Annotated in this window: 5 protein-coding genes; 2 read left to right on the top strand and 3 right to left on the bottom strand. The window is 45.4% G+C overall.

What is annotated here, in order from left to right:
• Window positions 1–119: 119 nt before the first annotated feature.
• Together WD077_03955 and WD077_03950 are read right to left on the bottom strand one after the other, a co-directional pair.
• On the bottom strand, window positions 120–1,097 hold the full coding sequence (locus WD077_03955) for an adenylate/guanylate cyclase domain-containing protein (protein MEX0966368.1): 978 nt from the start codon (window positions 1,095–1,097) through the stop codon (window positions 120–122).
• Window positions 1,098–1,246: 149 nt separating this feature from the next.
• On the bottom strand, window positions 1,247–2,839 hold the full coding sequence (locus WD077_03950) for a SulP family inorganic anion transporter (protein MEX0966367.1): 1,593 nt from the start codon (window positions 2,837–2,839) through the stop codon (window positions 1,247–1,249).
• Window positions 2,840–3,280: 441 nt separating this feature from the next.
• On the opposite strand from WD077_03950, the gene WD077_03945 reads away from it, so the two are divergent.
• Both WD077_03945 and WD077_03940 read left to right on the top strand, forming a co-directional pair.
• The gene (locus WD077_03945) at window positions 3,281–4,621 is read left to right on the top strand and encodes an AAA family ATPase (GenBank protein MEX0966366.1); all 1,341 of its coding nucleotides are present in this window, start codon (window positions 3,281–3,283) and stop codon (window positions 4,619–4,621) included.
• Window positions 4,621–5,871, top strand: a complete 1,251-nt coding sequence (locus tag WD077_03940; GenBank protein MEX0966365.1) for a tetratricopeptide repeat protein — start codon at window positions 4,621–4,623, stop codon at window positions 5,869–5,871. The genes WD077_03945 and WD077_03940 overlap by 1 nt, the downstream gene beginning before the upstream one ends.
• Window positions 5,872–5,969: 98 nt before the next feature.
• Here WD077_03940 and WD077_03935 read toward each other — a convergent pair whose 3' ends face one another.
• Complete coding sequence (locus WD077_03935) at window positions 5,970–10,205, bottom strand: cache domain-containing protein (protein MEX0966364.1); 4,236 nt, start codon at window positions 10,203–10,205, stop codon at window positions 5,970–5,972.
• Window positions 10,206–10,304 lie beyond the last annotated feature (99 nt).

Below are 10,304 nucleotides of genomic sequence, written 5' to 3'. Positions count from 1 at the left end.
TAGTGTAAAAAAATTATTCACTTCTCAAAAGACAGAGTTTAAATTACACCCTCTTATAAAACTCAAACTTAAATAAATTGAAACTCCCTTAATAATTCAAAGCTATTGGCTAATTCGCCTCATGCATGTTTTGGAATACTTTGCTTTGGCGCAAAACCAATAATGGCCCGGTCCTTTGATTCGGCTGTATAAAAGTTGAGCAATCCTTTTCCTTTGGCTTCTATTTGCCCATTAAAATTGCAATTGAAATCGTATCGAACGAGGTTGAAGATGGTTTCTGAAATGTTCACTTTCAATACTTCGCCATTGCTTTGTATGCGGGCGGCTGTATTTACCGTATCGCCCCACACGTCATAGGCCAGGCGGTTTTTGCCTACCACACCGGCCACCACCGGTCCTGCATGAATTCCCACCCGTACATCATACGTGCGCTCGCCATTCTTCCTTCGTTGCTCGTTCAGCGCTACCGTCTGGTTCCTTATTTCAATTCCGGCCTGCACTACCTCTGTGGTATTGGTTCGCCCGGGTACGGGCAGCCCCCCGGCAGCCATAAAAGCATCGCCAATGGTCTTGATCTTTTCCACATTGTATTTAGCCACAATTTCATCGAACATGCTGAAATATGTATCAAGGTCCTTTACCACCTGCTTGGGACTTGTCTCGGCAGCCATCAGCGTAAAGCCTTTTATATCCACAAACATCACCGTTACGTGCTCATAATATTTGGGTGTCACGAAACCCTTCTTCAATATTTCAGTGGCGACTTCCCTGGGCAGCGTATTTTCCAGCACCTTCAAAAGTTTGGTATTTGCCCTGCGAACATTTTCCTGCTTTACCCCAATAAAAAAAGCGAAGATGCCGAGGAAAAACGGAGCCGTATTAATAATCCAATGCAGGGGTTGCTCCTCCTGAACGGTACGCAGATTTACAAAGGTAAAATCCAGGTTCCTTACGTGCAGGTCAATTAAAGTGGAGATCAAAGGGAAGCTTAATCCAAAGCATACTCCAAAGAATGTATACCTGACCCGGTCAGCGTTTCTCATGCGGGACAGGAGAGATTCCAGCTTTTCAGAAGCTATCCGGATGATCTTATTCACGAGGTTGCTATAAAGGGGTGGTAAGAAAAAGTGGTTTACCTGTGCTGAATGCCAATAGCCTGGAAGGCGCAATTTAGGGCAAATTCCTGTTTTTTATCTCCCTGTTTTAAGCCATAATGAGGCTGGAAAATGGTCAAAAAAAAGGAGTATTATATTCTTGCCTTAGCCATTACATGGTAGCGGGGATCTTCCACGCTTTCCTCAATAACCCTGGCAAGCTTAGGCGATGCCTTGATCATCAATTGCTGACATTCCTCGCTAAGGTGCTTTATTTTCAGTGATTTGCCGGCAGCTTCATATCTTTCCACGAGGTTGAATAATGCTTCCAGCGCTGAATGGTCTGCCACGCGGGATTCCATAAAATCAAATACAACTTTATCAGGATCATTCTGCACATCAAATTTGCTGTTAAAGACCTGTACACTGCCAAAGAAAAGCGGCCCCCATATTTCATAAACTTTGGTTCCATCTTCTAAAAAGTGCTTGCGTGCTCTTATCCGTCTTGCACTTTCCCAGGCAAAAACGAGGGCGCTGATGATGATGCCTGCCAAAACCGCCAGCGCCAGATCAAAAATTACCGTGAGGGCAGAAACGGTGATCAGCACAAAAGCATCGCTCTTAGGAATTTTGGGGAGGATCCTGAAACTGCTCCAGGCAAAAGTGCCTATTACAACCATGAACATTACACCGACTAAAGCAGCCAGTGGCACCTTCTCAATAAGATTGGCCGCAAAAAGTATAAACCCCAGCAGTGCCAGTCCTGCTGTAATTCCGGAAAGCCGGGTCCTCCCTCCGCCTTTAATATTTATAAGGGATTGTCCGATCATGGCACAACCTCCCATACCCCCAAAAAAACCGGTAACAATATTGGCACCTCCAAGCGCCAGGCATTCCCGATTGGCGTTCCCGCGCGTTTCGGTAAGTTCATCCACAAGGTTCAGCGTCATCAGCGATTCAATAAGACCAATGGCTGCGAGGATCAGTGCATAGGGGCCAATGAAGAGGAGCGTTTCCAGGGTGAATGGAATTTTGCTGAAGATGGCTGTCTGAAATTGCGGAAGCCCGCCATCCAGTCCCTGCCCACCACCTTCCTTTATAAAGCTGCCTACTGTAGCCACGTCCAGCTTCCCGATAAGCACTACCACAAATACGACAAGGATTGCAATAAGCGCCTCCGGCAATTTCTTGCTGATTCTGGGCAGAAAATACATAATAGCCATTGTAAGCGCTATCAGGCCCAGCATCCACCAAAGATCGGTGCCGCCCATCCATACAGATTCACCATTGGTAACTTCCTTAAACATGCTGAATTGCGAAAGAAATATGACGATGGCCAGTCCATTAACAAAACCCATCATCACCGGATGAGGAATAAGCCGCACCAGTTTTCCAAGTTTTAGCGCTCCCATCAGCATTTGGATTATTCCCATCATGATCACCGTGCAAAAAAGGTAATACAACCCCAGGTTTTCACCTTCTGCACCCATTGCGTTGCCCTCTGCCACCAGGCTTACGGTTACCACCGCCAGGGCTCCGGTTGCACCGCTTATCATTCCGGGACGGCCTCCAAAAATTGAAGTGATCAGCGCGACCATAAAAGCTGCATATAGTCCCACCAACGGATCAACCCCGGCCACAAAAGAAAACGCCACTGCCTCAGGTATCAGTGCAAGCGAAACAGTAAGGCCGCTAAATATGTCATTCTTAGCGTTTGTCGCCCTGCTTATAATAAAATCTTTCATGTAAATTTTCCCCTAACAAGGGTGCAAAAGTACGCTTAAAGCCGCTCTGCGGCTATACTATCTTCCGGACGGAATGGCTGATATTGGCCATGCTTAATCAAAGAAAACCAGAGAGCCGGACGTGGATTCATTCATCCTGCCTGCGTGCTGATTTTTAATAATTCAATATTATTTCTTTTAATGGCATTGGCGCAAATGCTTCTTTTAAACGTTAACTCTAAAAGCATCCAAAATCCCCTTTTGCCAAAAATTCAATTCTCCCTGAACATTCCCAAATAGGATTTTTAAATAAAGCAACTTTTAGTAATGCCGTTTTCATTCTTCATTTTTAAATTTTTCATTTCCCAAATTGCCAGATGAGCCTTTTGTTCCGTCATCGACACTCCTGACAAACCTGAATCAATACCTACCTTTGCCGTTAATATTTAAATCCGAAGAAACATGGCCGATAATGATATAAAAAACCTTCGGGAGGCGCTGAAACATTCACCGGATAATGTGCCGCTGTTGCTGCATCTTGCTGCTATTTTACTGGTGCAATCCAAACTTCAGGAGGCTGAAAAGGAATATAAAAAAGTTCTGAGGCTGGAACCACAAAATACCCTGGCCAAACTGGGGCTGGCTAAAACCTACCTGCAGAAAAAGGAAGGGTCAACCGCCATCATCATCCTTGAGGAACTGGTAAGGGTTACTCCGCAGAACAGGGACGCACGGCTGATGCTGAGTAAAGCATTTCTCAGAGAAGGTTCAGTGGCTGAGGCCCAGGAACAATATGAGCAATTGCTGAAGCAGGATCCGGACTTCCGCGATGATGAATTGGACTCCCGCCTCCGTCAGCGTGCGGCAACGCCTCTTTTTGACGATGATGACGATGATGATGATTTTGACTTTGATGGCGAAGAGGAGATCTTTCGCGAGATGGAAAAGCCGGACATCACCTTTAGCGATGTTGGCGGGATGGAAGACGTAAAGCGCGAGATTGAGCTGAAGATCATTCGCCCGGTGCAGCATCCTGAACTTTATGAAGCTTATGGGAAAAAGACCGGGGGCGGCATTTTACTTTATGGCCCTCCCGGCTGTGGAAAAACCCACCTGGCGCGGGCTACAGCAGGTGAGGTAAATGCCGGCTTTATGAGCGTTGGCATCAATGATATTCTGGACATGTGGATAGGCAGCAGCGAGCGCAACCTGCATGAACTGTTTGAAGGGGCGCGCGCCAACACGCCCTGTGTGTTATTCTTTGACGAGGTGGATGCGCTGGGAGCAAGCCGCAGTGATATGCGGCAGAGCAGCGGCCGCCATCTTATCAACCAGTTTCTTTCAGAACTGGATGGCGTGGATGCTGACAATGAAGGGCTGCTGATCCTTGCCGCCACCAATGCACCCTGGCATCTCGATCCGGCATTCAGGAGACCCGGCAGGTTTGACCGCATTGTATTCGTTCCTCCGCCTGATGTTGCCGGACGAATTGCGATCATGAAAATATTGCTGCAAAAAAAACCGGTGGACAATATAGATTATGAAGCCATTGCCCGGAAAACGGAAGAATTCTCCGGTGCTGATCTGCGCGCTGCAATGGACATGGCTATAGAGGAAAAACTGCAGTCATCCTTTAAAACCGGCATTGCCGAACCCATTACCACCAAAGACATGCTTCAGGCAGTGAAGAAAATGCGGCCTTCTACCCAGGAGTGGTTCGGATCAGCCCGTAATTATGCGCTGTATGCCAATGACAGCGGACTTTATGATGACATTCTCCGGTATTTGAAAATTAAGAAGTAATGGATAATGCTTCTTTTCCCCGCGCATTGCTGCTGCTGGAGCAGGGGCGCTATGTGCAGGCAGAGCAGGAGCTCAGAAATGTCCTTGCCGGGCACCCGGAAAATGCAGGCGGCCTTACGCTGCTCGCCATTGCCCTGTCAGAGCAGAAACGGCTTGACGAGGCTGAAGCACTGGTGAACCGGGCCATTGCCCTGGACCCTGCTGATGCTCATGTGCATTATGTAAAAGCCCAGATCTTTTATAAACAGGATAAGGATCAGGAAGCTGAAAAAGAGATTCGCGAGGCCATCCGGCTCAATCCTGAAAATGCCCATTACTACGGAATTCTGGCGGCTGTTCTATTGGACAGAAAGGAATATGAAGATGCGCTGAAAGCCGCTGAAAGAGGCCTGGCCATTGATGCCGACCACCTTACCTGCCTCAACCTGCGCTCTACCATTCTCATTAAGATGAACCGCAAGGCGCAGGCTTTTGAGTCCATTGACAGGGCACTGCACATGGATCCTGAAAATGCGATGAGCCACACCACTTATGGCTGGAACCATCTTGAAAAAGGAAACCACAGGCAGGCACTCCATCATTTCCAGGAAGCATTGAAACGCGAGCCCAATTCAGAATTTGCAAGAAGCGGAATGGTGCAAGCCCTGAAAGCCCGTTACCTGATTTATCGTTTGATGCTGAAATATTTCTTCTGGATCAGCAATCAGAAACGGGGGATGCAGTGGGCCATCATCATTGGCTTCTACGTCATCTTCAAGGTACTCCGCACGTTTATGGATAAGAATCCTGAATGGACACCGGTGCTGTTGCCGCTCATTATTCTCTACATCATCTTTGCACTTTCCACCTGGTTCATATCGCCCTTGCTGAACCTGATTTTGCGGTTTAACAGCTATGGACGCTATGTCCTCTCCCATGAGGAACGCATGGCCTCCCACTTCACCGCAGTGGCGCTTGTTGCAGGAATTGCCGGGGCCTTTGGTTTTGTGGCTACCCAGGCCTCAGGATTTGCAGCGCTGGGTATTTATGGCCTCACTATGATGGTTCCTTTGTCGCAATTTTATTTACAGGCGAAAAAGAACAAGCAGTTGATGCTACGTGCTTTCATCGTTTTACTCGGCATTATTGGCGCAGTTGGCGTTGCTGCTTTCTTTGCCGGCCATCCCGCAGCCGACCGCATTGCCATCGTTTATGGTGTTGGGTTTTTTGCCTTTCAATGGATTGCAAATGCGCTGATGACAAAAAATTGAGGAGGGATAATTAATGCAGGCATTCAAAAACCTTCACAATTAAAATCCGGCAAACGTGGTGCATCTATGTTTTTGAACCAAACTTCCAAGTGTCGTTTTTAGCTGTTATTCCCCGCAGCTTTGCTACCGGGAAAGGAAGACAGCACCTTGAAAAGCAACGGGATGCCAGCCGCAAAAGCCGTTATAAAGGTGAATACCTGATTATAGGCTTCCCGCTGCGTGAGGAATAAAAACAATGCGATTCCTAAAATTACCAGCAGCAGTGGAACGCGCACCTTGCTCCAGGTTCCGTTTTCTTTTAGCTCCTGCTCCATTCGCATGGCTTCGGCCCGGTTAACGACCGTGAGAATAAAATTCCTGAAACTCTTATTCATAACCCTGATGGAGCCATCATGAATAATCAATCCTCTTTTCAGAAGCCTTGTAATAGGCTCAGTATTTTTTGGATTAACAACGCCATCCTCGGCTACATCATAGAGCACATACTTTTCTTCTTTATTTAATGAATTCCATATAGAATAATAGTACACTTTTGCCAGGCTTTGAATTTTAAGGATAATTTCATCATTTCTAAATTGAGTGCCGGATGCCTCCTGTATTCTCACCTCATTAAGCAATTCATTCTGAAGGCGATGAAGATACTTCCCATGTTTACATTCCTCCTTTATCAGCGTTATGCAGTCTTCATCCCAGGCATCAACCTTGGGTGTCTCCCCTTCGGCAATTCGCAATGGAAAATATATTTTATAAAAATTGTTCAGCAAATTCATATATCGATCAAACGTTGCTTCCGGATCCCACTTTTCACCGGAAGCATCCGAATTATTTTCATCTACAGGTTTACGTTTCAGATCTTCCAGAATTTCAAGGGGATGCGTAGCGCTTACAATAATTAATCGCTTATCCTGGAGATGCATCAGTTTTTCCAGCAGCATTAATTTTTGAATATTGATCCCGCGGTTTTTGCTGTTGTATTCAAAATGATCAATTACCACAGTATCCGCATCTGAATTCTTTGCCTGGTTCACTGCATCCTCCCAGCCACCGGGATTAAGTCCGAGATCCACAATATCCAATTCCTCGTATCGCTTCCCTGCAAATGCCTCTTTAATATAATCGCTTTTGCCACTGCCAGGCAGCCCTATATACAAAAGATGCAGTTTCTCCTGATCCCGGATATTTTTGATAAGGTTTTGATCCAGTTGATACTCATCATCATTTTCAAAAAAAGTATCTACAAATACCTGCCTTAAAATAAATTTAATCAACGCAATTAACAGTAGAATGCCAACCAGTGTTAAAAATATAAACATCCCTGTAACTATTTTTTCCCGGGCACCGGCTGAGAAAAACAATAGCGTACCATAAGGGAAAGGGGAGGCTAAATACAGGTTTTGCATTGTAACCGACCCACTGTCTGCGTTCCTGTAAAAATTATAATTTAGCAGTAGTTGCTCCTTTCCTGGCTCCCATGCAAAAACATCATGATCCGGATCGTCAAGGATCATGTTCTGGCTGCGCGCTGCAAATTCATTAAATCGCGGACGCCCTTGTATGAATAATGTCTGGAAGATTGAACCACCTTTCTCCCTTGCGTGGCTATCATTAAATAAACTGTGAATAAAACCTAAAGATCCTTTTTTATCCGCATCCGGTTGATAGAAAAATACATTTTCATCCTTTAAAAAATAAAATGCATTTCCTGTTAATGTATCTTCTTCACTGCCTGCTTCATAGCCCTTTTTTCCAAACCATTCATTTAATTTTTCGGCATACTCCACCTGATGATATTTTAACAGCAATATTTTTTCGTTCTGGTACGCTACTTTGAAAAAAATATAAGCCGGCAGGGCACTTACGATAATCAGCCAGCAAGTGAGCACCAGCCGGTAAATAATTCTGTAGCTGTCGGTCCATTTATCGCGCGGAAAATACCGCGGCAACAGGAAGGTCAGCAATAAAATGAGCAACTGGAAAAGAATCAGCAAAAAGAAAGAGGATGAAAAGCCATCCTGCTCCAATGCCACCAAATTAAATAATAAAATAAAACTTATAGAAGTAATAGTAAAGGGTAAAAATCTTTTTTTAAAAATAGCCGTACCTCTGATTCTTTTAATATTAAAATAAACGATTGTGGTACTATAGGTAGTAGCAAGAAAAGCCAGGATCATACTGATGAGCGGATCGTGGATCCTGATTACAAAAAACAATAGTAAAAGCAATATGATCAGCAGCAGGTTGGCAAGGGTGAGTTGGTAAGCCCTGCTTTTATAAAGCTTGGGAATGAGCCAGGTAAACCGGTGCTCGCGGATGCGAAGCCTCGTAAAGCGCCTAGTCGTAATATCCAGTATCAGGGCAAATAAAAGGAGATAAATAAAATGCGCCATGATAAAAAAAATGGCGGCACTTAATATTTCGGCATAGCTCATCCTGATATTCGAAAGATCCTTAAAAGTAACCACGTAGAAAGGTAGCTCCTGCAAAGGCGCAATAAACACCTGGTGCTCTCTTGCCGCATACTGGGTTTGAAAAGCGTAACCTGATCCACCTGAAATCCCGGATATCAGCGCATTGCTGTTGCCGAATTCCTGCAACAGGTTTTGCTGTAAATTCTTCGATTTATCAGAATGAAAAAGGACCTCACCCTGCTGGTCTATAATAGCAAAACCGTATTCCGCTGGGAACACAGGGCTGAATACAGAGAAAGGTTCAGCCAGCAGGGCTACGATGCTGTCATAGCTATTGTTTCGGGGCATAGAAACCGCCACCGAGCTTTCACCGGAAAGATGGGAATAAATGGATTCAACGTAAATGCTTTTACCGTGGTAACGATAAGCCTGACGCTGTTTTATTTTATTAAAATAATCGCGACCAGCCAAAGAAATCTCCAGCGTATTTCTTTCAGAAGCTGTCCATTTCACCTTTTGCCTTCCCTGACCGTTTGTCCAGTATATCATCTGAAACCCGGGCAGCAGTTGTGCAGTGGAGCTTATAGCTTCCTGCTGCGGTGGTTCAGAACCATCACTCTCCAGTACGGGTGCTTTGCTGATATTTACCAGGTTCTTCGCCAGGAGCGTATCCTCAGCCTGCATGGAATCCAGGATTGAGAGCACATCTATCGCGGAGTGAATATCTTTATGGAAATTGTTCTTTACCCGCTCGTTCAGCATGGCCAACTGCTCCCGGCTGTCCTGCTTGTCAATGATCATGTATCGGTATGCCTGCAATGTTAGCAGCATCACGATGGGAATGCCCACAATAAGCGACACGCCTGCAATGGTAATGTCGCTCTTTTTGAGTTGCTCGCTTTTGCTTAGCAGCTTCAGCTTGAGAAATGGCAGGCTCAGCAATCCAATGGTGACAAGAATAAGCAGGACAATAATTGCCATCGTAGAAATATGCATGCTCGAACTCGCAAAATTTCCCACCTTAGTAAGGCCGCACAGCATCCACCTTTCCTCTCCAACCGCCTTGAAAGGCTGCACGAACATTTGATACCTGGACCCTCCGATCTCCACTTCCTTTACTACGCCTGAAAGGAGTTCGGAGCGGCTATTAGCGGGCAAAAGCAAAGAATCTTTATTGGTTATCCTGACATCTGTTGGGAGTTCATTATATACTACGTTGCCCTTTTCATTGAAAATAAGGTAGCTGTCAAATACTTCCTGCTGGAGGAGCGGTTGAAAAAATTTACCGGCATCAGCATAGATCAGCAAATTCATCCAATTATTGCCATCTTTAAAAGTAAGTGTTGCAAACTCAAATTCATCGTGCTTTAACGGGGCATCTGTTATTGTTTCAGATTCACATACAAGCCTGGAAATGCGGATCCTCGTACGGTTAGTAAAATGCACCAACGAATCATTCCAGTACTGTTCCTGCTGGGAGAGGTTTCTTTCTTCGCAAATTGTGCAGACAGGGCAGGCCTCCTCCACGGTCTTCCTGGCATTTAATTCAAGATATGAATTTAGCGCCTTTCGAGACTGTTTATCAGTATAATGCCGTTGCTCTTCGGATGCCCAATTTACCCTGCTATACTTTACCTGAGAGTGCCAAAGGCCCTCCTGATTCTCCTGATCTTTTTTCTCCTCAGGTTCCGGATCCAGGTTCATCTTGAGGATATTAGATTGATGGCCGGCATTGGTCTGCAAAACCTCATAGCTCCGCTTGAAATTCTCAGTGATCTTTGCCAAGACGCGGAAATTGCGTGCCTTCAGCGCCTCAGATTGGGCCGGCACATAAATGAAGAAAAATGCGGTAAAGGCTACCGCCAGCAGGATTACCGTGGTAATAATGATCCCGCTTTGTCTGCTTTTTGGGGTTAGCGCGGCCATAGGTTGTAGTAGTTGCTGAACTAAATCTACTTCAAGATTAATAAAATATAATGAGGGAAAATGATCCTTCTTTATAATTACCGGGCCTTGTCTCTATTC

Source organism: Bacteroidia bacterium (assembly GCA_040880525.1).
GTDB lineage: Bacteria > Bacteroidota > Bacteroidia > CAILMK01 > JBBDIG01 > JBBDIG01.
Note: the sequence above shows the minus strand (reverse complement) of the source record. Positions and strands in the feature narration are given on the sequence as shown.